This is a genomic window from Microbacterium festucae, assembly GCF_025421715.1.
GTDB lineage: Bacteria > Actinomycetota > Actinomycetes > Actinomycetales > Microbacteriaceae > Microbacterium > Microbacterium festucae.
This window is the reverse complement of the sequence record NZ_JAOEFC010000005.1, coordinates 92157-114183: the sequence shown is the minus strand read 5'-3', so window position 1 is coordinate 114183 and position 22027 is coordinate 92157. Positions and strand designations below refer to the sequence as shown.

The window sequence follows — 22027 nt, the reverse complement described above, 5'->3', positions numbered from 1 at the left end:
CGGGCGCCGGCCCGATGCCGGCGGCACCGCCGCCTAGGCTGGAAGGCATGCCCAGCGGGATCCTGCTCGTCGACAAGCCCGGCGCCGTGACCAGTCACGACGTCGTCGCCCGTGCCCGTCGTGCCCTCGGCACGCGCAAGATCGGGCACGCCGGCACCCTCGACCCGCTCGCGACCGGCCTGCTGGTGCTCGGCGTCGACGGTGCGACGCGCCTGCTGACCTATCTCGTCGGGCTCGACAAGACCTACGAGGCCACCATCCGACTCGGAGTGGCCACCGACTCCGACGACTCCGACGGTGTCGAGACGGCGCGCACCGACGCCTCCACGGTCTCCGAGGATGCCGTGCGCACCGGCATCCTCGCCCTCACCGGCCCCCTCGACCAGGTGCCCAGCCGGGTGTCGGCGATCAAGGTCGGCGGGCGACGCGCCTACGACCTGGCCCGCGCCGGCGAGCACGTCGAGCTGAAGGCGCGCCGCGTGACGGTCTCGCGCTTCGACGTGCGCGCGTTCCGCCGGGTCGGTGACGTGCTCGACGTCGACGTCGTCGTGGACTGCACGAGCGGCACCTACATCCGCGCACTCGCCCGCGACCTCGGGGACGCGCTCGGCGTGGGCGGACACCTCACCGCCCTGCGCCGCACCCGCATCGGCCCCTTTGACGTGGCCGACGCGGTGCGGGAGATCGAGCCCGGCGCGCCGCTGCGCGATCCCGCGGCCGTCGCCACCGCGGTGCTCGGCGCCTTTCCGGTGACCGCCGACGAGGCGCGCGACCTGCGCCACGGCAAGCGGCTGGTCGGCGCCGCCGAGCGGCTCGGCACGCCCACTCCGGCGGCGATCGACCCCGACGGGCGGCTCATCGGCATCGTCGAGCGCCGCGGCGCCGACGTGAAGAGCGCCATGAACATGCCCGAAGAGGCCTCGGCATGATCGAGTGGTTCGCGATCGCCCAGGTGATCGTCGCCGTGATCGCCGGCGTGCTGTGCGTCGTGCTGGGGCTCGTCGGTCGGCGCCCCTCCGACCTCTCGGTCGGCGCGCTCGCCCTGGTGCTCGTGCTGCTGCTGGCGCAGGTGGTCGTCGCGATCATCGCGCCGCTGTCGGGCAACCCGCCGCAGGGGAGCGTGCTGGAGTTCTGGGTCTACCTGGTCTCGGCGGTGCTGCTGCCGCCGGCGGCGGTGTTCTGGGCGCTGATCGAGCGCAGCCGCTGGAGCACGGTCATCATGGGCGTCGCGGCGCTGTCGGTGGCGGTGATGGTCTGGCGCATGCAGGTGATCTGGACCGGCGCCGCGGGCTGAGTCCCTCGCGCAGGCGCCTAAAATGGTCCAGCCATGACTGAGACCCGCACCCGCATGACCGGCATCGGCCGGGTTCTGGTCGTCGTCTACGCGGTGATGGCCCTGGCCGCCACCGGCCGCTCGCTCGTGCAGATCGTCGAAGACTTCGATGCGGCACCGCTGGCCTACTCGCTGTCGGCCCTCGCCGCGGCGGTGTACATCCTCGCCACGGTCGCCCTCATCCGCTCCGACCACCGCGGCTGGTACGTGACGGCATGGGCGGCGGTGGGCTTCGAACTGCTCGGGGTTCTCGTCGTCGGCATCCTGAGCCTCACCCACCCCGAACTGTTCGCCCACGACGCGACCGTCTGGTCGGGCTTCGGCTACGGCTACTTCTGGATCCCGCTGGCACTGCCGTTCGTGGGGCTGTGGTGGCTGTGGACGCACCGGGCCGGAGCCCCCGCCCCGACGCCGGTGCCCGTGACGGAAGGATCCAGCTGGTGATCGTTTTCCGCGACCCCGCCGAGGTGCCGGCCGGCTTCGGCCCCAGCATCATCGCCATCGGCAAGTTCGACGGTGTGCACTCCGGACACCGGGCGGTCATCGACCGCGCCCGGGTCGCCGCCACCGACGCCGGTGCACGCGTGGTGGCGGTGACCTTCGACCGCAACCCGCTGAGCCTGCTGCGCCCCGAGCTGTGCCCCGAGCCGGTGTGCAGCCTCGAGCAGAAGCTCGAGCTGCTGGCCACCGCCGGAGTCGACGCCACCCTCGTGCTCCGCTTCGACGCGCAGCTGGCGGCGCTCACCCCGCGCGAGTTCGTCGAGCACGTGCTCGTCGACGCCCTCGCCGTCGTGCGCGTGATGGTCGGCGACGACTTCCGCTTCGGGCGCGGCGGCACCGGCGACCCCGATGCGCTCACCGCCCTGGGCGCAGAGTTCGGCTTCACCGTCGACGTCGTCGGCGACGTCGAGGGCGCCGGGCGCCGCGTCTCGTCGACGTGGGTGCGCGACCTGCTCGCCGCCGGCGACGTCGAGGGCGCGGCGCGCCTGCTGGGCCGCCCGCACGCGGTGCGCGGCGAGGTCGTCCACGGGCTCAAGCGCGGCCGCGAGCTGGGCTTCCCGACGGCCAACCTCGCCACGGATGCCGAGGGCTTCATCCCCGCCGACGGCGTCTACGCCGGCTGGCTGGTCGACGAAGGGGCCGTCGACGCGGCATCCCACGCCATCACCCGCTACCCGGCGGCGATCTCGGTGGGCACCAACCCGACCTTCGACGACGTCGCCACCCGCCAGGTCGAGGCGTACGTGCTCGACGAGACCACCCTCGACCTCTACGGCCGCAACGTGCAGGTGCAGTTCGTGAACCGCATCCGCGGGATGGTCGCCTTCGAGGGCATCGACGCGCTCATCGTGCAGATGGCCGACGACGTCGCACGCGTGCGCGCCGCGCTGGCCTGAGGTCGGCGCGGGGGAGTCGCCCTCGGTCGCCGGGCGGGCTGTCGCGGGGGAGTGGGCGCCGCCCGCGTGGGGCGGCGGCCCGGAGTCAGTACGAGGTGTCGTCGACGGCGCCGGTGGCCTGCTCGCCGGCGTCGATGCGGCGGGCCTCGCCGAGGATGACGGCGCTGCCGCTGGTGCCCAGGCGCGTGGCGCCGGCATCGAGCATCGCCAGCGCGTCGGCGTAGCTGCGCACGCCGCCGGAGGCCTTCACCTGCACGTCGGGTCCGACCGTGGCGCGCATGAGCGCGACGTGCGGGGCGGTGGCGCCGCCGCCGGCGAACCCGGTGGAGGTCTTCACGAACGCGGCGCCGCCGGCCTCGGTGAGCCGGCTGCCGCGGGCGATCTGCTCGTCGTCGAGCAGGGCGGTCTCGAGGATCACCTTGGTGATGTGCCCGTCGGCGGCATCGACCACGGCGCGGATGTCGTCCGTCACGAGGTCGTCCAGTCCCGAGCGCAGCCAGCCGATGTTGATGACCATGTCGAACTCGACGGCGCCGTCGGCCAGGGCCTGCCGCACCTCGGCGACCTTGCCGGCCGTGGAGGTGGTGCCGTGCGGGAAGCCGATGACGGTGCCCACGGCCACGCCCGTGCCGGCCAGACGCTCCACGGCGTAGGCGACATCGCTCGGGCGCACGCACACGCTGAAGGGGCGCCACTCGGCGGCGACGGCCAGTTCGGCGTCGACGTCGGAGCGGGTCAGCTCGGGCTTGAGGATCGCGTGGTCGAGGGTCGCGGCGAGCTCGCGCTCGGAGAGGGATGCCATGCTCCCAGGGTACGCCGACACGCCGATGCCGCGCCGTCGCCGCAAAAGAGGTAACGAAAAGGTAACGGGTGCTCTATGGTGGGCAACGACGATGATGTCGCACCCGAAGGACCCGACGATGCCCCACCCGAGGCGCGCCGATGGGCTGCCCGCACTGCTGCTGCTGTGCGCGCTCGCCGCGGCCACCATGCTGATCGCGACGCTCGGCGTCGCGCCCGCGCAGGTGAGCGCGCAGGCGCTGCTGGGCAGCCTGCGGCAACCGGGGGAGTCGGCCTTCATCGCGGGGCACCGCGGCGGGGCCGATGCGGCGCCCGAGAACACCCTGCCCGCCGTGCGCGCCGCCCTCGACGCCGGCTACGACTACGTCGAGGTCGACCTGCAGCTCACCGTCGACGGCCACGCCGTGCTGCATCACGACGCCACGGTCGACCGCACCACCGACGGGCACGGCCGTCTCGCCGAGCTCACGCTCGCCCAGGTGCGCGAGCTCGACGCGGGGTCGTCGTTCTCCGCCCGCTTCGCCGGCACCGGGGTGCCGACCGCCGAGGAGTTCCTCGACGTGCTCGCCGCCCATCACGGGCGGGCGATCCTCGATCTGAAGGGACGGTGGGATGCCGCCGCCGCCGGGCGCCTGGTCGAGGCGGTGGCCCAGCGGGATCTCGAAGACCAGGTGGTCGTCGCCAGCTTCGACGCGCGCACGCTCGCCGACATCGCCGCCCGGTCGACGGTGATCGCGCGCCTCGCGATCCTGCGCGCTCTGCCGCCCGATGTCGTGGAGGCCGCCCGTCAGGCGGGGGTGCGGGGCGTGGTCGTCGACCGCAAGGCGCTCCTGCGCGCACCCGAGCTCGTCGACCGGCTGCACGAGGCCGATCTGCGCGTGGTGGTCTACACCCTCAACAGCGACCGGCAGTGGGACGCCGTCACCGAACTCGGCGTCGACGGCATCGTCACCGACGACCCCCAGACCCTCGAGCGCTGGCAGCGCGCCTCCGCCGACGGCTGACCGCGGGGTTCGGGGGTTCTCGGCACCGCGTTCGGAGAGCAGCACCGGACTCGGAGGATTCGGGCCGGATGCTCCGATGTGAGCGCCGATCTCCGAACGGCGTGCGCGGCAGGCAGCGCCGAACCGCCGGATGCCGGCCCGCACAGCGCCCGGACAAGCCGCATCCAGATCTGGTGGGAATACCCCCTGGGGGTATTATGGTTGTGATCGGAGACCAACGAGGAGGACCCATGACCACGCAGAGCTATGACGTCACCGGGATGACCTGCGGCCACTGCGCCGCGGCGGTGACCACCGAGGTGCGCGCCGTCAGCGGCGTCACCGATGTCGCCGTCGACGTCGCGAGCGGCACCGTCACCGTGACCGCCGCCGACGCCCTCGACGACGCGGCGATCGCCGCCGCCGTCGACGAGGCCGGCTACACCCTGACGGGCCGGCAGACGCGATGACCACCCCGACGGATGACGTCGTCCTCGACATCGCGGGGATGACCTGCGCCAGCTGTGTGGCGCGCGTCGAGCGCTCGCTCGGCAAAGTCGAGGGTGCGACGGCATCCGTCAATCTCGCCACCGAGTCGGCGCGCGTCGCCGTGACCGGTGCGGTCGACCCCGCCCAGCTCGTCGCGGCCGTGCGGGCCGTCGGCTACGACGCGACCGTGCGCGCGGTGGGCGGTGCGGGCTCTGCCCGGGCGGCGACCACCGCGACGGCGCCGGAACACCACACCGACGACCACGCCGGCGGCCACTCCACTGACGACCACCACGACGACCACGCCGCCGGCGGCCACGTGCACGACGTCGACGACCGCCCCGGCGGCACGACGCTGCGCACCCGGCTGATCGTCAGCGCCGTGCTGGCGCTGCCGGTGGTCGTGCTCGGCATGGTTCCCCCGTGGCAGTTCCCCGGCTGGCAGTGGGTCAGTCTCGTGCTCGCCACGCCCGTGGTGCTGTGGGGCGGGTGGCCGTTCCACCGCGCGACCCTCGCCAATGCGCGCCACGGCGCCATGACGATGGACACCCTCATCACCCTCGGCACGATGGCGGCCTACCTGTGGAGCGTGTGGGCGCTGTTGTTCGGCTCGGCCGGCATGATCGGCATGACGCACGAGGTGATGCTGTTCTCGCCGCCGGATGACGCGACGTCGCTCATCTACTTCGAGGTGGCGGCCGCGGTGACCGTGTTCCTGCTGCTGGGCAGGTTCATCGAGCAGCGGTCCAAGCGGCGCGCGGGCGCTGCGCTGCGGGCACTGATGGACCTCGCGGCCAAAGACGTCGAACTCGAGGACGGCCGGCGCGTCCCCGTCGACGAACTGCAGGTCGGCGACGTGTTCCTCGTGCGACCGGGGGAGAAGATCGCCACCGACGGCGTCGTGCGCAGCGGCCGCGCGTCGATCGACGAGAGCATGATGACCGGCGAATCCGCTCCCGTCGAAGCCGGCGAGGGCGCGAAGATCACCGGCGGCACCATCGCCGTCGACGGTCGCCTAGTCGTGGTCGCCACCTCTGTCGGCTCCGACACCCGCCTCGCGCACCTGGCGCGCCTCGTCGAAGACGCGCAGACCGGCAAGAGCCGCGTGCAGCGCCTCGCCGACCGCATCTCGGCGGTGTTCGTCCCCGTTGTGATCGCCCTGGCCGTGCTCACCCTCGTCGCCTGGGTCGTCGCGGGCCAGCCCGTCGCGGCCGGCTTCACCGCCGCGGTGGCCGTGCTGATCATCGCCTGCCCGTGCGCACTGGGCCTGGCCACACCCATCGCGATCCTCGTCGGCACCGGCCGCGGCGCGCAGCTGGGCGTGCTCATCACCGGACCCGAGGCGCTCGAGGGCGCCGAGCGCATCGACACCATCGTGCTCGACAAGACCGGCACCCTCACCGAGGGCCGCATGAGCGTGGCCGCGACGACGGTGATCGCCGGGGCGGATGCCGGGGCGCCGGCAGCGACGCCCACCGCGGATGCCGTGGGCACCGCGGCGGACGCGCGGGGGGCCGCGCGCCTCGTCGCGGCCCTGGAGCGGGCCTCCGAGCATCCGATCGCCCGGGCGCTGGCCGCGCTGTCGGACGACGCCGTCGAGGTGACCGACTTCGCCGGTCTCGCCGGCCGCGGTGTGACCGGCACCGTCGCCGGGCACGCGGTGTTCGCGGGACGGCCCGCCTTCGCCGAGGAGCACCTGGGTCACGCGCTGCCCGCGGCTGCCCGCAGCGCCGTCGACGACGCCGCCGGCCTCGGCGCGACCGCCGTGGTGGCCGGGTGGGACGGCGCCGTGCGCGTGGTCTACGCCGTCGCCGACACCGTCCGTGCCGACAGTGCCGCCACGGTGGCGCGGCTGCGGGCACGCGGTCTGCAGGTCGTGCTGCTCACCGGCGACAACGAGGGCGCGGCCCGCGCCGCCGCAAGCCAGGTCGGCATCGACGAGGTCGTCTCCGGCGTGCTGCCGGAGCAGAAGGTCGCCGAGATCGAACGGATGCAGGCGGCCGGGCGCACCGTGGCGATGGTGGGCGACGGCGTCAACGACGCCGCGGCGCTGGCCACCGCCGACCTCGGCATCGCCATGGGCGGCGGCACCGACGCGGCCATGCACGCCGGCGACATCACCCTCGCCGGGCAGGGGCTCGCCCCCGTCGTGACCGCGCTGCACCTCAGCCACCGCACCATGCGCGTCATCCGCGGGAACCTCTTCTGGGGCTTCGCCTACAACGTGGCCGCGCTGCCGCTGGCGGCCTTCGGACTGCTCAATCCGATGATCGCGGGCGCCGCCATGGCGTTCTCGAGCGTGTTCGTGGTGCTCAACAGCCTGCGCCTGCGGGCCGTGCAGCCCGTGACGCGCTAGACTGCACGCGGGGTTTGCTCCCCGTCGTCGCCGCAGCTCGCCGAAGCGAGTACCCGCAGCCGCCGGATCGAGCCCCGCGCATTCCCCGCGGCGCACGCCGCGACTCCGACCGGCCGGTCCTGCGACCGGCATCCGCCGGCTCGTACCGGCATTCACGCTCAGGAGGAGCATGCCGACCACGGCATCCACCGCCTCGCAGACGGCGTCCCGCCGTCGCCGAGGCTCTTCGGCCCGCCGCGACGACGACGCGCCGCTCATCCCGATCCTCGCGCGCAAGGTGCGCGAGGTCGAGGCCAAGGCGCAGCGCGGCAAGCTCGGGCCCACCAACCGCGTCAAGTTCCAGGTGATCGCCTTCCTGGTGCGAGAAGAGCGCGCCCGGGTCAAGTCCGACGCCGAGATCGCCGAGGGCGCCCGCGCCGAGCTGCTCAAGCGGCTCGACGGGGTGGCGACCATCCTCGCCAAGACCGCCGCTCGCGACACGTCGCTCATCCAGCTGCTCGAAGTCGACCAGGCCACCTCGCCGGTCGCCCGCCGCATGCGCCGCGACTGGCTGCTCGAGTCGGGTGCCGAGCTGCCCGAAGACGAGCTGATCATCACCGACGTCGCGCCGGTGCGCACCACCGTGGTGCCCGCGGCGCTGGCGGAGCGTCAGGTGACGCCGCCGCAGATCGACGCCCGCCGCGAGTCGAACCCGTTCCTCGCGCCCGACCTGTCCTTCCGCGCGCCGGAGTCGACGCCTCGCCGTCGGCTGGACGGCTGGGAGCTGATGGGCCCCCTGTACAAGGCGTTCGAGACCGGCGCCGGCGGCGCATCCGCGTCGATGGAGCTTCCCGAGGTCCCCGAGTTCGACCGCCTCTCGCCCAAGGGGCTCGAGGTCATGCCGCACCAGTCCCGCTTCCTCGAGGCGGTGCGCGCCGGGCACCGGTCGTTCCTCCTGGCCGACGAGCCGGGCCTGGGCAAGACCGCGCAGTCGGTGCTCGCGGCATCCCTCGCCGACGCGTACCCGCTGCTGGCGGTCGTCCCCAACGTCGTCAAGATGAACTGGGCGCGCGAGGTCGAGCGGTGGACGCCGCAGCGCCGCGCCACCGTCATCCACGGTGACGGCGCGGCCGTCGACGCGTTCGCCGACGTCTTCATCGTCAACTACGAGGTGCTCGACCGGCACCTGTCGTGGCTGGGCTCGCTCGGGCTCAAGGGCATGGTCGTCGACGAGGCGCACTTCATCAAGAACCTCACCTCGCAGCGCTCGCAGAACGTGCTGGCACTGGCCGGCCGCATCCGCGAGCAGGTGCGCGACCCGCTCATGCTCGCCCTCACCGGCACGCCGCTGATCAACGACGTCGAGGACTTCGACGCGATCTGGCGCTTCCTCGGCTGGACCAACGGCGAGAAGCCGGGCCCCGAGCTCATGGAGAAGCTGGATGCCACGGGCCTGACCCCCGCCGACAAGGCGTTCTACCCGCAGGCGCGCGAGGCCGTCATCTCGATGGGCATCGTGCGGCGCAAGAAGAAGGACGTCGCCGCCGACCTTCCCGACAAGCTCATCGCCGACCTCCCCGTCGAGCTCGACGACGACTTCGGTCGGTCGATCCGCGCCGCTGAGCAGGAGCTCGGTCAGCGCCTGGCCGCCAAGTACCGTCGCATCATCGAGGCCCGCGGCGACCGTGTCGTGCCGGGCGAGATCGACGACGACATCGCACGCCTGGTCGCCCACGGCGAGCTCGAGGATGCGAAGTCGGCCGGCGCCGGTGGCGACAACGTCTTCACGATGGTCCGCAAGATCGGTCAGGCCAAGGCTCTGCTCGCGGCGGACTACGCCGTGCAGCTGCAGCGCTCGGTGGGCAAGGTCGTCTTCTTCGCCAAGCACATCGACGTCATGGACGCCGCCGAGGCGCACTTCGCCGCGGCGGGGCTGCGCACGATCTCGATCCGCGGCGACCAGACCACGCCGGTGCGCCAGCAGGGCATCGACGCGTTCAACAACGATCCGGATGTCGCCATCGCGGTGTGCTCGCTGACCGCGGCGGGGGTGGGCCTCAACATGCAGGCAGCCTCCAACGTCGTGCTCGCCGAGCTGTCGTGGACCGCGGCCGAGCAGACCCAGGCGATCGACCGTGTGCACCGCATCGGTCAGGACGAGCCGGTCACCGCGTGGCGGATCATCGCCGCGCACACGCTCGACACGAAGATCGCCGAGCTGATCGACGCCAAGCAGGGCCTGGCCCAGCGCGCGCTCGACGGCATCGCCGTCGACCCGTCGTCGAGCGACTCGGTGCAGATGTCGGCGCTGCTGCATCTTCTGCGCGAAGCACTCGGGGTCCACTGACCCCCACGACGGCGTCGCCCCAGGGCGGCGCCGTCGTTTGTGACGGCCGCGTCGGTGGCAGGGCGTCGCCAGCGGCGATAGTGTCGATTTCGGCAACGTCGCCGGAAGCTACTCACGATCACAAAGGATCCCCACATGAAGATCGGCATCCTCACCAGCGGCGGCGACTGCCCCGGTCTGAACGCCGTCATCCGCGGTGTCGTGCTCAAGGGCACCACCAACTACAACATCGAGTTCGTCGGCATCCGCGACGGCTGGCGCGGTGTGGTCGAGGGCGACTTCTTCCCGCTGACCCGCCACGAGGTCAAGGGCCTGTCGAAGGTCGGCGGCACGATCCTCGGCACGAGCCGCACCAACCCCTACGAGGGTCCCCGCGGCGGCGCCGAGAACGTGAAGGCGACCCTGTACGGCCACCACATCGACGGCATCATCGCCATCGGCGGCGAGGGCACCCTGGCCGCGGCCAACCGCCTCTACAACGACGGCATCAACGTCATGGGCGTGCCGAAGACCATCGACAACGACCTGCGCGCCACCGACTACTCGTTCGGCTTCGACACCGCGGTCAACATCGCCACCGAGGCCATGGACCGCCTGCGCACCACCGGCGACTCGCACCAGCGCTGCATGGTCGCCGAGGTCATGGGCCGCCACGTCGGCTGGATCGCCCTGCACTCCGGCATCGCCGCGGGCGCCCACGTCATCTGCATCCCCGAGGTGCCGATGTCGCTCGAGGAGATCACCGCGCAGGTGCAGAAGGCTCACGACCGCGGCCGCGCGCCGCTGGTCGTCGTCTCGGAGGGCTTCACCCTGCAGGGCATGGACGAGGCCTACAGCGACAAGGGCCTCGACGCGTTCAACCGCCCGCGCCTGGGCGGCATCAGCGAGGTGCTCGCGCCCGAGATCGAGCGCATCACCGGCATCGAGACCCGCGCCACCGTGCTCGGCCACATCCAGCGCGGCGGCTCGCCGTCGGCGTTCGACCGGGTGCTCGCCACCCGCCTCGGCCTCCACGCAGCCGACGCCGTCGCCGAAGGCGCCTGGGGTCAGATGGTCTCGATGAAGGGCACCGACATCGTGCGCGTGCCGTTCGAGGAGGCCCTCGGCGAGCTGCACACCGTGCCCCACTACCGCTACGAGGAAGCCGCCGCCCTCTTCGGCTGAACCGGCTGCCTGTACGCCTGAAGCGCCCGCGGGAGACCGCGGGCGCTTCGTCGTTGCGGGGGCGGGTGTGTGGGGGCTTTTGCGTGCGGGGCGTCCGTTTGTGGGACGTGCTCGTGGGGCGGGGCCCGTCATCTGCGGATGCTGGGCGGTTGAGGATCCGTTTGTGGGACGTGCTTGTGGGGTGGGTCCCGTGACCTGCGGATGCTGGGCGGTTGAGCATCCGTTTGTGGGACACGCTTGTGGGGTGGGTCCCGTGATCTGCGGATGCTGGGCGGAAGAGCATCCGTTTGTGGGACGTGCTTGTGGGGCGGGTCCCGTGAACTGCGGATGCCGGGCGTCAAAGCATCCGTTCGCGGGACACGCTTGTGGGGTGGGTCCCGTGATCTGCGGATGATGGGCGGTTGAGCATCCGTTTGTGGGACGTGCTCGTGTGGTGGGTCCCCTGAACTGCGGATGCCGGGCGCGGAAGCATCCGTTTGTGGGACGTACTCGGGGCTGCGTCCCGCAGAAGGATGGTGATGGCGCCCGAGGTGGTCGTTCACGGGACACGGAGACGTAACGCGTCCCACGTTCCGTGGGTCGTGGGCTCTCGAGCATCCGTCGCGGGACATCTCGGCGGGGCGCGTCCGGCAGACGGCGTGTGCGGGAGCGCGGCGCGTGCCGCGATGCGTGGGTGAGTGGCGTCAGCGGCGGCCCGGACGCCAGCCGCGTCCGAGGAGCGCGGTGGTCACCTTGTCGAGCGCGATGTTCGGATCGGGGTGGAGGTGGTGGCTGAGGATCCGCACGTGCACCCAGCCTTGCGCGCGGATCTCGTCCCAGCGGTCGGCATCGCGCGCGAACTGCGCGTCGTTGAAGGCGTGCGTGCGTCCATCGTGCTCGACCGCGACGCGGTAGGCCGGGAAGGCGAGGTCCATCCGCGCGACGAAACGCCCCTCGCGGGTGTGAAGCACCTGATTCAGCTGCGGCTCGGGAAGCCCCGCGCGCACCAGCAGCAGGCGGAGCCGCGTCTCCTCCGCGGTCTCGGCCCCGACGCGCACCTGGTCGAGGGCGTGGGTGAGGGTCCCCCCGGCGACGTCGCCCATGAGGGCGACCTCGGCGCGCAGCTCGTCCAGTGTCGTCAGCGCGTTGCGCGGCAGCACCAGATGGTCCGCCGCGGCGATGAGGTCGTCGAGGTGCCAGGTCGCCCCCACCTGGCGCCAGGCGCGTGCGGGATGCTCGACGGCGGCGCCGGCGGCCATCCAGCCGGGGTGCGCACGCGCACTCAGCCGGTGACCGATCATGCCGGCGCGACGCGGCTGACCCGATGGGCGGTGCGCTGCGACGTGGAGCGGACCATCCGTCTCGAGGCCATACGGGAGCGGCACTCCGAGGAGGGCGAGCGCCGTCTCGTGGCTGAAGAACTGCGACGGCTTCAGCACCGGGGCCACCTGTTGCGCGTGAGCGACGAGCTCGTCACGCTGTCGTCGTGACCGCTGGCTCGGGGACTCATCGGCGGGGACCGGCGGCGGATCCCGGCGCACGACCCGGCCGCCGTGGGCCGGCGAGTCGAGGTCGCGGCCCCGCAATCGTGACGTCGTCACCCCGAGCGCCTGGGCCTCACGCACCGAGAACGCGCGATCGACGAGAGCTGTGGGCAGGGGCTGCAGTCGGGTCATCGCCCCAGTGCACCGCGTGCCGGCGCCGCGATGTCGGCCCCGACCCTGATCTGTGGATGCCGCGGCCGAAGACGCGTCTGTGGAGGAAGCTGCGAGGGCGTGGTTTCGCGCTCGCATCCTGTGGGCCGCGCCCGGCGCCTGCGTCCCGCTAAGTGGGGGTGGGTGGGCGGATGCCGCCGGTTGCGGGACCCGCACCTTTCGGGACCTGCCGGTTGCGGGACCCGCTGAGTTGTCGTGTCCCAGGATCTGCGGGTGCGGGGCGGTTACACCCGCAGGTCGCGGGACCTGAGCGGCATCCGTGTCCCAGGATCTGCGGGTGCGGGGCGGTTACACCCGCAGGTCGCGGGACCTGAGCGGCATCCGCGTCCCTTGATCTGCGGGGGTGGGCGCGCGCACCCGCGGATTGCGGGACGCGCTCGGCATCCGTGTTCCGCATTCTGCGGGGACGCCCGCACCCCCAACCAGTTGCGGGACGAGCGCAGCATCCATGTCCCGAAAAGTGCTGCAGAGGTCTCCCGCACTCGCACTCTCCGGGACGCACCCGTATCCCGGGTCCCGCAACCCGCGGCCTACGGCCGGCGCACCCGCATTTTGCGGGACGTGCGCAGCACCCGTGTCCCGGATAGTGCGGCCTACGGCCCGCGCACCCGCATTCTGCGGGACGCGCGCTAACCCGTGTCCCGGATAATGCGGCCTACGGCCGGCGCACCCGCATTCTTCGGGACGTGCGCATCACCCGTGTCCCGCATTCTGCGCCCACGGCCGGGGCACCCACATTTTGCAGGACGCGCTCAGCACCCGCGCGCCCGCGCCCCGCACCCCCGCCGCACCCCCGACCTACGCCTCCGCGAGGCCGAGCACGTCGAGCAGCCAGGCGAGCTCGTAGGCGCGCTGGTGCCAGGAGTTGTAACGTCCAGAGACGCCGCCGTGGCCGGCGACCATCTCGCACTTGAGCAGGGCGTCGACCCCGGCCTCGCGCAGGCGCGCGACCCACTTCGCCGGCTCGACGTAGTAGACGCGGGTGTCGTTGAGCGAGGTGGTGGCGAGGATGCGGGGGTAGCGCACGCCGTCGCGCACGTTCTCGTAGGGGCTGTACGACTTCATGTAGGCGTAGACCTCGGCGTCGTGCAGGGGGTCGCCCCATTCGTCCCATTCGATGACGGTGAGCGGCAGCGACGGGTCGAGGATCGTGGTGAGCGCGTCGACGAACGGCACGTCGGCCAGCACGCCGGCGAACAGCTCGGGGGCGAGGTTGGCGACGGCGCCCATCAGCAGGCCGCCGGCCGAGCCGCCCTCGGCGACCATGCGGTCGGGGGTGGTGATCCCGGTCGACACGAGGTGCTCGGCGCACGCGACGAAGTCGGTGAAGGTGTTGCGCTTGTGCCGCAGCTTGCCGTCTTCGTACCACTGGCGGCCCATCTCTCCGCCGCCGCGCACGTGGGCGATCGCGAACACGACGCCACGGTCGAGCATCGACAGCCGCGCCACCGAGAAGCCCGGCTCGATCGAGTGTTCGTACGATCCGTAGCCGTACAGGTGCACCGGCCGGGGCCCGTCGCCCGGGTCGCCGAACGAGCGCTTCCACACCAGCGAGATCGGCACCTGCACGCCGTCGGATGCCGTGGCCCACACCCGCTCCTGGCCATACTCCTGCGCGGAGTAGCCGCCGAGCACCGGCTGCTGCTTGCGCAGCAGCAGTTCGCCGGTGGCCACGACGTAGTCGTAGACGGTTCCGGGGGTGATGAACGAGCCGTAGCCGATGCGCAGCAGCGGCGGGGCCCACTCCGGGTTGCCGCCCGGTCCGGCCGCGTACAGCGGCTCGTCGAAGGCGAGCTCGGCGACGGTGCCGGTGGCGTAGTCCAGCATCCCCATGCGCGCGAGGCCCTCGCGGCGGTACGAGACGACGCCCCAGTCGCGGAAGGCCGAGACGTCGAGCAGCCGGGTGCCGGGGGTGTGGGGGAGCACCACGCGGCGCTCGCCCTGCGGGTCGGATGCCGGGACGGCGACGAGCTCGAAGTCGAGGGCGCCGTCGTTGTGGAGGATGTAGAGCACGTCGGCGCCGTCGACGACGGCGTGGGTGGCGGAGTACTCCACGCCTTCGACGCGCGGCCAGATCGAGCGGGGCTCGCGGCGCAGGTCGTCGGCGGGCACGAGGAACTCCTCGGTGGTGATCGACGATCCCACCTCGATCACCAGGTACTGGTCGCTGCGGGTGAACCCGGCGCCCACCCAGTAGCGCTCGTCGGGCTCGTGGAAGAGCTTCGCGTCGGCATCCGCGTCGGTGCCCACCTCGTGCAGCCACACGGTGTCGGGGCGCCAGGCGTCGTCGACGGTCGTGTAGACGACATGCCGGCCGTCGGGCGAGAACGACGCCCCCGCCGAGGTGCCGGTGACGACGTCGGTGAGGTCCTCGCCGCGGGCGAGGTCGCGGATGCGCAGGGTGTAGCGCTCGTCGCCCTCGGTGTCGACGCCGTAGAGCAGCCGTGTGCCGTCGGTGGAGACGTCGAAGCTGCCCAGCGAGAAGAACTCGTGGCCCTCGGCCTCGACATTGCCGTCGAGCAGCACCTCTTCGCCGGGCACCTCGGTGTCGGGGGAGAGCTCGGGCGGCGTCCAGTCGTCGGGGCCCGCCAGCGGCGCACGACAGTGGATGCCGTACTGCTTGCCGGCCACGGTGCGGCCGTAGTACCACCAGCCGCCGCGACGGGCGGGCACCGACAGGTCGGTCTCGAGCGTGCGGCCCTTGATCTCCTCGAAGATGCGCTCCCGCAGCCCCGACAGGTGGGCGGTGCGGGCGTCGGTGTAGGCGTTCTCGGCCTCGAGGTGCGCGATGACTTCGGGATCCTCCTTGGCGCGCAGCCACTCGTACGGGTCGTTCACCTCGTCACCGTGGTGGGTGCGGACGGTCGGACGGGCTGCGGCGACGGGGGCCGCGGTCGGTGCGCTGGTCACCGCTCCAGCCTAGGCATCACCCGCCCCGCCCGGGCCCGCCGCCACCGCCGGGACAATAGTTCCGGACGACCGGGGTCACGCGGGGGCGCGCGATATGCGAGGATTCTTTCGGTCCGGTTGCCGGACGCTGAACCCACGGTGAACTCTTCGTTCGCACCGCCGATCGTCTCGGCATCCTCTCTCACCCGTCTCAAGGAAAGCGAACGGTGGAAACAGCAGTCCTCCTCGTCGTGCTCGTGATCGGCCTCGCGCTGTTCTTCGATTTCACCAACGGATTCCACGACACCGCCAACGCGATGGCGACCCCGATCGCCACCGGTGCGCTCAAGCCGAAGGTCGCCGTGCTGCTCGCGGCGGGTCTGAATCTCGTCGGCGCGTTCCTGTCGACGGAGGTCTCGAAGACGATCTCGCACGGGATCATCAAGGAAGACGGCATCGATGCCGCCACCTTCCTGCCGATCATCTTCGCGGGCCTGATCGGCGCGATCACCTGGAACATGCTCACCTGGCTGCTCGGTCTGCCCTCGAGCTCGTCGCACGCCCTGTTCGGCGGCCTGATCGGCGCGACCCTGGTCGGCGCGAGCGCCGCGGCGATCGACTTCGGCGTGGTGCTGAGCAAGGTCGTGCTGCCGGCGCTCATCGCCCCCGTCACGGCGGGGCTCATCGCCTTCGCCGTCACGCGCCTGGCCTATGCGATCACGCGCCGCTACGACAGCAAGCCCGACGGTCGCGACGGGTTCCGCTGGGGGCAGATCTTCACCTCGAGCCTCGTCGCCCTCGCCCACGGCACCAACGACGCCCAGAAGACGATGGGTGTCATCACCCTCGCCCTCATCACCGCGGGGCTGCAGGACGGCGACCACACCGAGCCGCAGACGTGGGTCATCTTCTCGTGCGCGTTCGCGATCGCCCTGGGCACCTACATGGGCGGCTGGCGCATCATCCGCACCCTCGGCAAGGGCCTCACCGACGTCAAGCCGGCGCAGGGTTTCTCGGCCGAGAGCTCCACGGCCGCCACCATCCTCGCCTCGTCGGCGCTGGGCTTCGCCCTGTCGACGACCCAGGTCGCCTCCGGCTCGGTCATCGGCTCGGGCCTCGGCCGCCGCGGCTCGCACGTGCGGTGGCGCACCGTCGGACGCATCGCCGTCGGCTGGGTCCTCACCCTCCCCGCCTCGGGCCTGGTGGGCGCCTTCGCCGCGCTGCTGGTGGTCTGGTTCGGGCCGGCGGGCGTGGCCATCGACGCGGTGCTGGCCGTCGCGATCATCGTCGGCCTCTTCCTGCGCTCGCGCCGCGACGCGGTGCACGCCGACAACGCCATGAGCGAGGTGGCCGACTCGGGCCTGGCCGTCAAGGTCAAGCGCAACCCGCCGCCCACGCGCCGCCAGCGCCGGCTCGAAGACGCCAAGACCGGCACCGATGCCGACGACGCGGGGGAGGGCAAGCGATGAACGTCGTGATCGACTGGTTCGCCTTCCTGCAGGTGTTCGCCGCCGCCCTCACCGCCGCCGTGCTGGTGGTCGGCTTCTACGCGATCGGCCTGCGGATGCTGGTGCGCGCGGGCCGCGTGCCGGTGGTGGCCCCCGCCGAGTTCACCGATGCGATCGCGGTGATCACCGAGAAGCAGCGACGCCGCGCCGAGAAGGCCGCCGCCAAGGCCGCCCGCAAGAGCCCGCTCACGGTGGGTCAGAAGCGCCTCGCGCTCGTGGCCGCCTACGCGTCGTTCGCGCTGTGTGCGCTCGCGGTGCTGGGCGGACTGCTGCTCATCGTCTTCGGCCACTGACCGCACACCGCCGGAACCCCACTGACGGGACCCCGTCTTAGGCTGGGCGCATGGTCGACCAGCTTCCCGGCACCCCCGTCACGCCGCGGCACGCCCCATTCGGGCGCTCCGCCCCCGCCGCGCGCACCCTCGTGCACCTCAGCGACACGCACCTGGTCGGCGCGGGGCTGCTGGGCGGGCGCTTCGACGCGACGGCGAACCTCGAGGCCACCCTCGAGGCGATCGTGCGCACCGGCATCCGCCCCGACGCGATCGTGATCACCGGAGACCTCACCGACCTCGGCGAACCGGCCGCCTACCGGGCCCTGCGCGAGATCGTCGAGCCGGTCGCGGCGCGCCTGGACGCTCCGGTGGTCTGGGTGGCCGGCAACCACGACGAGCGGCCGGCGCTGCGGGCGGGCCTGCTCGCCTCCGATCCCCCTGCCGCCGATCCCACCACCACGGAGGCCAACACCACGGAGCCCGCCGCCGATCCCGAGGCGCCCGTCACCGGCGTGTGGGACCTCGGCGGTCTGCGTCTCATCGCGCTGGATTCCACCGTGCCCGGGTGGCATCACGGCGACATCGACCCCGCCCAGCGGGAGTGGCTGCGTGCCGAGCTGTCGCAGCCGGCGCCGCTGGGCACCCTGCTGGCCCTCCACCACCCGCCGCTGCCCAGCCACATCCCGCTGTTCGACATCCTCGAGCTGCGCCACCAGGACGAGCTGGCCGCGATCGTGCGCGGCAGCGATGTGCGCGGCATCCTGGCCGGGCACCTGCACTACTCGACCAGCGGCACCTTCGCCGGGGTGCCGGTGAGTGTGGCCGCCGCCACCTGCTACACGATGAACCTGCAGCGCCCCGCGGTGGAGGTCAACGGCATGGATGCCGGGCAGTCGTTCCACCTCGTGCACGTCTACGACGACACCATCACCCACTCCGTGGTCCCGGTGGTCGCCGCAGAGACCGGCGACTACTTCTCCGACGCCTGGGTGGCCGAGATGGCGGCACTGTCGCCGGAGGAGCGCCTGGAGGCTTTCTCGCGCAAGCGCTGAGGCGGGCTTGACTGAGAGCGCACTCGCAGTCTTACCGTGAAGACATGACCGTCCTCACGGAGAGCCTCACCATCGCCGAAGCGGCGGCGGCGACCGGACTCTCGGCCCACACCCTGCGCTATTACGAGCGCACCGGCCTCATGCTGGTGCCCGTCGACCGCGCGCCCTCGTCGCACCGCCGCTACACCGACGCCGACCTCACGTGGCTGCGGTTCCTCACCCGGCTGCGCTCGACCGGCATGCCCATCGCCGTCGTTCGGCGCTACACCGAGCTCGTGCGGCAGGGCGAGCACACGGTGGCCCAGCGGCGCGAGCTGCTGACGGCGCACCGCGACATGGTGCGCGCCCAACTCGACGAGGTCGCCGCCAGCCTCGCCGCCATCGACCACAAGATCACGCTGTACGACAAGGAGATCGCATCCTCATGACCACCTCCCTCCCCACCACCCCCCTGGGCGCCGCTGGCCCCGTCGTCGGCCGCATCGGCCTCGGCCTCATGGGCATCAGCGCGTTCTACACCGGCGCCGGCCAAGACGACGCGGGCGGGGCCCGCACGATCCTCGGCGCCCTCGACCGCGGCGTGACGCTGCTGGACACCGCCGAGATCTACGGCCCCTACGCCAACGAGGAGCTGCTCGGCCGCACGCTCGCCGAGAGCGGACGTCGCGACGAGGTCGTCATCGCGACGAAGTTCGGCACCATCCGCCACACCGGCGACGGCGGTCGCGGCCTCGACGGCAGCCCCGCCAACCTGCGCCTGTCGGTCGAAGGGTCGCTGCGCCGGCTGCAGACCGACCGCGTCGACCTGTACTACCAGCACCGGATGGACCCGGGCGTGCCGATCGAAGAGACCGTCGGGGCGCTGGCCGACCTCGTCGCCGAGGGGAAGATCGGCGGCTACGGGCTGTCGGAGGCCGCCGTCGACACCATCCGCCGCGCCCACGCCGTGCACCCGGTCACGGCGGTGCAGACCGAGTACTCGCTGTGGTCGCGTGAGCCCGAGGCCGAGCTCCTGCCGGCGCTGCGCGAACTCGGCATCGGCTTCGTGCCCTACTCGCCGCTCGGCCGCGGGTTCCTCACCGGCGCGATCCGCTCGGTCGACGCGCTCGCCGCCGACGACTTCCGGCGCGACAACCCGCGGTTCGCGGGCGAGGCGCTCGATGCCAACCTGCGCATCGTCGAAGTGATCGAGCAGGTCGCCGCCGCAGCCGAGGCCACCCCCGCGCAGGTGGCCCTGGCGTGGCTGCTCGCGCAGGGGGAGGACATCGTCCCCATCCCCGGCACGCGCCGCCTCGATCGTCTCGACGAGAACATCGCCGCCGCCGGGATCACGCTGACCCCGCAGCAGCTGGCGCAGCTGGATGCCGTCGCCCCGGCCGTCGGCGACCGCTACGCCGATATGACGCCGCTCAACCGCTGACGCCGTCCCGCCGCTGACGGCCTTCCGCCGCACGCGGTGGTCGCCGTCACGGCGGAATCGGGGGCGCCGACCGTACACCACGTCCGGTCGGCGCCCCCGTCATCGCGATTAGGCTGGTCTCACCCCTTCACGATGATGTGACGACCCACGAGGACAGACACATGGCACTGGACGCCCGTACGCGCACCGAGACCGATTCCCTGGGATCCCTCGAGATCCCCGCCGACGCCTACTGGGGCATCCACACCGCCCGGGCGCTGGAGAACTTCCCGGTCTCGCAGCGGCCCATCTCGGTCTACGCCGACCTCGTGAACGGCCTCGCGATGGTCAAGCAGGCCTCGGCCCGCGCGAACCGTGAGATCGGCGTGCTCGATCCGGTGCGCGCCGACCTCATCGACCGCGCGTCGCAGCGCGTCATCGACGGCGAGTTCCACGATCAGTTCGTCGTGGGGGTGATCCAGGGCGGTGCCGGCACCTCGACCAACATGAACGCGAACGAGGTGATCACCAACATCGCCCTCGAACTGGCCGGTCGCGAGAAGGGCGACTACGCCTACCTCTCGCCCATCGACCACACCAACCGCAGCCAGTCCACCAACGACGTGTACCCGACGGCGGTGAAGGTGGGGCTCAGTCTCGACCTCAAGACCCTGCTCGACGAACTCGACCTGCTGCGCCGCTCCTTCCTGGCCAAGGCCGCCGAGTTCCACGACGTGCTCAAGATCGGGCGCACCCAGCTGCAGGATGCCGTGCCGATGACGCTCGGGCAGGAGTTCCACGGGTTCGCCACCACCCTCGGCTACGACCACCAGCGCCTCAACGAGAACGCCTACCTGCTCTACGAGATCAACATGGGTGCCACCGCGATCGGCACTGGCATCACAACGCACCAGGACTACGCGCCCGCCGTCGTGCGGCACCTGCGCGAGATCACCGGGCTCGACCTGGTCACCGCCGACGACCTCGTCGAGGCCACCAGCGACACCGGCTCGTTCATGTCGTTCTCGTCGTCGCTCAAGCGCAACGCCATCAAGCTCTCGAAGATCTGCAACGACCTGCGTCTGCTCTCGTCGGGCCCGCAGGCCGGACTCGGGGAGATCAACCTCCCCGCGCGCCAGGCGGGGTCGTCGATCATGCCCGGCAAGGTCAACCCCGTCATCCCCGAGGTCGTCAACCAGGTCGCCTTCGCCGTCGCCGGCGCCGACCTGACGGTGACGATGGCCGTCGAGGCCGGTCAGCTGCAGCTGAACGCGTTCGAGCCGGTCATCGCGCACTCGATCTTCCAGTCGATCACCTGGATGCGACGGGGCATGCGCACGCTGCGGGTGAACTGCGTCGACGGCATCACCGCCAACAGGGAGCGCCTGGGCGCGATGGTGGGCTCGTCGGTGGGCGTGGTCACCGCCCTGACGCCCTTCATCGGCTACGCCGCGGCCGCGGCGCTGGCCAAGACCGCTCTGCTCACCCACCGCAACGTCGGCGATCTCGTGGTGGAGGCGGGCCTCATGAGCCGCGACGAGGTCGACAAGCAGCTCTCCCCGGCGCGGCTGTCGGGGCTGCAGGCGGTGACCAAGGCGATCCCGATCATCCAGCCCGCCGAGAATCTCGTGGAGAACTGACCGGGGAGCGCAACCCCTTGGCGGTCATCCGAGGCGTCCACTACCGTGAGTCTGCCGGCGTCCTGCCGGCCGTCATCCCCAGGAGGCCCACATGAGCGACCCCCAGAACCCCGCCGAGCCGGTCAAGCCCGCCTCGTCGCCCACCCCGCCCGAGAGCGCGCCCGCCTACACGCCGCCCGCGGCCGAGACCGAGCCGCCCGCGTACACGCCGCCCGCGCCCGAGAGCGCGCCCGCCTACACGCCGCCCGCGGCCGAGTCCGCCGCGCCGTCGGCGCCCGCCTACTCGGCGCCCGCCTACAGCGCCCCGCCGGCACCCGCCTACGCCGCCGGACCCGGTGCGCCGGTCCCCGGCAAGACGATGGGCATCGTCGCACTCGTGCTGGCGATCGTGCCGGTCGGCCTGCAGCTGGTCGGCCTCATCCTCGGCATCGTCGCGCTCGTGCAGAGCCGCAAGGCCGGCGTGAAGAACGCGCCCGCACTGTGGGCGATCATCGTCAGCTCGGTGCTCATCGTGATCGGTGTCATCGTCGGCATCGTGCTCGTCGCCCTGTTCGCCGGCGCCGCCGGCGACCTCGCGTCGCAGATCGACGCGTGCCTGGCCAACGGCGGCACCGGATACGTGGAGATCTGGGGCCAGCAGGTGTCGTGCGAGCAGATCCTCGACGACGCCGGCTACTGAGCCGCATCCGATCGCAGCGCCCACCGGTCCGCCGGCGGGCGC

19 protein-coding genes are annotated in these 22027 nt (G+C 72.1%); 16 read left to right on the top strand and 3 right to left on the bottom strand.

Annotation, left to right across the window (positions count from 1 at the left end; all coding sequences use genetic code 11):
* Positions 1–47: 47 nt before the first annotated feature.
* The 4 genes from truB to N3K63_RS14810 are packed head-to-tail and all read left to right on the top strand — an operon-like array spanning position 48 to position 2730.
* Positions 48–929: a tRNA pseudouridine(55) synthase TruB gene (gene truB / locus N3K63_RS14825; RefSeq protein WP_261580978.1), complete on the top strand. Its 882-nt coding sequence runs from the start codon at positions 48–50 to the stop codon at positions 927–929.
* Complete coding sequence (locus N3K63_RS14820; RefSeq protein ID WP_261580977.1) at positions 926–1294, top strand: hypothetical protein; 369 nt, start codon at positions 926–928, stop codon at positions 1292–1294. Before truB ends, N3K63_RS14820 begins: the two co-directional genes overlap by 4 nt.
* A 33-nt stretch (positions 1295–1327) precedes the next feature.
* Positions 1328–1777, top strand: a complete 450-nt coding sequence (locus N3K63_RS14815; protein WP_261580976.1) for a hypothetical protein — start codon at positions 1328–1330, stop codon at positions 1775–1777.
* Positions 1774–2730: a bifunctional riboflavin kinase/FAD synthetase gene (locus N3K63_RS14810; RefSeq protein WP_261580975.1), complete on the top strand. Its 957-nt coding sequence runs from the start codon at positions 1774–1776 to the stop codon at positions 2728–2730. Before N3K63_RS14815 ends, N3K63_RS14810 begins: the two co-directional genes overlap by 4 nt.
* 85 nt (positions 2731–2815) lie before the next feature.
* Here the strand turns inward: N3K63_RS14810 and deoC are convergent, their stop codons facing one another.
* Entirely contained in the window at positions 2816–3532 is a 717-nt protein-coding gene (deoC, locus tag N3K63_RS14805; protein ID WP_261580974.1) for a deoxyribose-phosphate aldolase, read from the bottom strand.
* Positions 3533–3650: 118 nt separating this feature from the next.
* On the opposite strand from deoC, the gene N3K63_RS14800 reads away from it, so the two are divergent.
* From N3K63_RS14800 to N3K63_RS14780, 5 genes are all read left to right on the top strand, one after another.
* On the top strand, positions 3651–4535 hold the full coding sequence (locus tag N3K63_RS14800; RefSeq protein ID WP_261580973.1) for a glycerophosphodiester phosphodiesterase: 885 nt from the start codon (positions 3651–3653) through the stop codon (positions 4533–4535).
* A 230-nt stretch (positions 4536–4765) separates the two neighbouring features.
* Positions 4766–4984: a heavy-metal-associated domain-containing protein gene (locus tag N3K63_RS14795; protein WP_261580972.1), complete on the top strand. Its 219-nt coding sequence runs from the start codon at positions 4766–4768 to the stop codon at positions 4982–4984.
* On the top strand, positions 4981–7359 hold the full coding sequence (locus N3K63_RS14790; RefSeq protein ID WP_261580971.1) for a heavy metal translocating P-type ATPase: 2379 nt from the start codon (positions 4981–4983) through the stop codon (positions 7357–7359). Before N3K63_RS14795 ends, N3K63_RS14790 begins: the two co-directional genes overlap by 4 nt.
* Before the next feature lie 169 nt (positions 7360–7528).
* On the top strand, positions 7529–9685 hold the full coding sequence (locus tag N3K63_RS14785; protein WP_261580970.1) for a DEAD/DEAH box helicase: 2157 nt from the start codon (positions 7529–7531) through the stop codon (positions 9683–9685).
* A 135-nt stretch (positions 9686–9820) separates the two neighbouring features.
* Positions 9821–10849 (top strand): 6-phosphofructokinase, encoded by a 1029-nt coding sequence (locus tag N3K63_RS14780; protein ID WP_261580969.1) that lies wholly within the window; start codon positions 9821–9823, stop codon positions 10847–10849.
* Between the two features lie 683 nt (positions 10850–11532).
* On the opposite strand, the gene N3K63_RS14775 is transcribed toward N3K63_RS14780, so the two are convergent.
* Together N3K63_RS14775 and N3K63_RS14770 are read right to left on the bottom strand one after the other, a co-directional pair.
* The gene (locus N3K63_RS14775; RefSeq protein WP_261580968.1) at positions 11533–12504 is read right to left on the bottom strand and encodes an endonuclease domain-containing protein; all 972 of its coding nucleotides are present in this window, start codon (positions 12502–12504) and stop codon (positions 11533–11535) included.
* A gap of 837 nt (positions 12505–13341) precedes the next feature.
* Positions 13342–15453: a S9 family peptidase gene (locus N3K63_RS14770; RefSeq protein ID WP_261580967.1), complete on the bottom strand. Its 2112-nt coding sequence runs from the start codon at positions 15451–15453 to the stop codon at positions 13342–13344.
* Positions 15454–15659: 206 nt separating this feature from the next.
* On the opposite strand from N3K63_RS14770, the gene N3K63_RS14765 reads away from it, so the two are divergent.
* From N3K63_RS14765 to N3K63_RS14735, 7 genes are all read left to right on the top strand, one after another.
* On the top strand, positions 15660–16901 hold the full coding sequence (locus N3K63_RS14765) for an inorganic phosphate transporter (protein ID WP_261580966.1): 1242 nt from the start codon (positions 15660–15662) through the stop codon (positions 16899–16901).
* Positions 16898–17233, top strand: a complete 336-nt coding sequence (locus N3K63_RS14760; protein ID WP_261580965.1) for a peptidase — start codon at positions 16898–16900, stop codon at positions 17231–17233. Before N3K63_RS14765 ends, N3K63_RS14760 begins: the two co-directional genes overlap by 4 nt.
* Positions 17234–17283: 50 nt before the next feature.
* The gene (locus tag N3K63_RS14755) at positions 17284–18267 is read left to right on the top strand and encodes a phosphodiesterase (protein ID WP_261580964.1); all 984 of its coding nucleotides are present in this window, start codon (positions 17284–17286) and stop codon (positions 18265–18267) included.
* 44 nt (positions 18268–18311) lie between these two features.
* The gene (locus N3K63_RS14750) at positions 18312–18695 is read left to right on the top strand and encodes a MerR family transcriptional regulator (RefSeq protein ID WP_261580963.1); all 384 of its coding nucleotides are present in this window, start codon (positions 18312–18314) and stop codon (positions 18693–18695) included.
* Positions 18692–19687: an aldo/keto reductase gene (locus tag N3K63_RS14745; protein WP_261580962.1), complete on the top strand. Its 996-nt coding sequence runs from the start codon at positions 18692–18694 to the stop codon at positions 19685–19687. Before N3K63_RS14750 ends, N3K63_RS14745 begins: the two co-directional genes overlap by 4 nt.
* A 161-nt stretch (positions 19688–19848) precedes the next feature.
* A complete protein-coding gene (locus N3K63_RS14740; RefSeq protein ID WP_261580961.1) occupies positions 19849–21306 on the top strand; it encodes an aspartate ammonia-lyase in 1458 nt (485 codons plus the stop codon).
* Positions 21307–21397: 91 nt separating this feature from the next.
* The gene (locus N3K63_RS14735) at positions 21398–21985 is read left to right on the top strand and encodes a DUF4190 domain-containing protein (protein ID WP_261580960.1); all 588 of its coding nucleotides are present in this window, start codon (positions 21398–21400) and stop codon (positions 21983–21985) included.
* Positions 21986–22027 lie beyond the last annotated feature (42 nt).